Source organism: Myxococcus llanfairpwllgwyngyllgogerychwyrndrobwllllantysiliogogogochensis (assembly GCF_006636215.1).
In the GTDB taxonomy this organism is placed as follows: Bacteria; Myxococcota; Myxococcia; order Myxococcales; family Myxococcaceae; genus Myxococcus; species Myxococcus llanfairpwllgwyngyllgogerychwyrndrobwllllantysiliogogogochensis.
Genome location: NZ_VIFM01000554.1, coordinates 1 through 1116 on the forward strand (window position 1 = coordinate 1; position 1116 = coordinate 1116).

Genomic DNA, 1116 nt, shown 5'->3' on the forward strand with positions numbered 1-1116 from the left:
CTCCCCCACCACCTGGATGGGGAAGCGCCCATAGGCCGCGGCCTCCTCCACGTGGAGTTCGAACGTGGCCAGGTTCTCCGCCCCCGGCACGGACAGCGTCAGCGCGTCCGCCAGGACGTGGGCGGGCAGCCCCCCCAGCGTGAGGGTGACGTCGCCGGTAAACGAGTCGTCACGTCTCACCTGGACGCTGAAGCGCGTCGTGTTCCGCGGCGCGAAGCGCAACGTCGGCTCGGAAGGCGGGAGCACGGTGAAGGCAGGCGCCGGCTCGCCACCAGCATCCGGAGCGGGCTCCTCGGTACCAGCGTCCGGCGGTGGCCCTCCCGCATCCGGGCGAGGCGTGCCCGCGTCTCCACCCGAGGAAGAGGGCGGCGGGCTTTCGTCCGATGAGCACCCCATGCCCGTGGCCCCCAGCGCCACCAGGGCGACCAGCATCGAGAGCCGGAGGCGGGAGGGTGCGCGCTGACACGGGACGGTGGTTCGTACGGACCCGGGGACAGAGACGGCGGAAGAGCGACATGCGGGGAGGTTCATGTCGGCGGCACACTAAACAGCGGGTCTCCCCGTCGAAAGTGGCTTGTCGCATGAAACCACCCGGGGTGAAGACAGCCCGGGGTGGAGGGAGCCGGGAGACTCCCTCCACCCCGGTGTCCTCAACTGGAGTAAGACAAATCATTCTCCCCAGGTGAGGACTGATTGCTTTGGTAGCTGTTGGCACGCACCTGCCAGACCCCTCCCTGATTCGTGCCGAGCCACTGGGCAATCGTGGTGATGAGTGAAGCGTCGTGGACGTGCTTGTCCTGTTGCCAGCACACCCAGATTTCCTTCCCCGTGGTGGTGTTCTCGAACTTCTCTCGACAGTATTTCGGCATCGACTTCCTCCCGCGCGAATCGCATCCAGACCGCGCCTCCCATAACGGTCCGTAAGCAGGGCTCGTGACAGCCCTCGAGTGCTGGCGATTGACGTCCGCGGGACGTGTCACGCCACGCGTCCTCCGTTCGTTCTCAAGGCGCACCACCCACCGCGCTTTCGCGGTGCTCCCGAAGCGCCCCAGGAGGCGAAGCACGCCATGAGTCCTTCTACCCCGAGCGGCACGGACGCCACCCCCAAGCCCCCCG

1 protein-coding gene and 1 pseudogene are annotated in these 1116 nt (G+C 67.5%); both read right to left on the reverse strand.

Annotated elements, in window-relative coordinates; translation table 11 throughout:
- Positions 1–432: pseudogene (locus FJV41_RS49265) on the reverse strand (hypothetical protein); the annotation flags it as partial.
- Between the two features lie 218 nt (positions 433–650).
- Entirely contained in the window at positions 651–869 is a 219-nt protein-coding gene (locus FJV41_RS49270; RefSeq protein WP_141649527.1) for a hypothetical protein, read from the reverse strand.
- Between the last annotated feature and the right edge of the window lie 247 nt (positions 870–1116).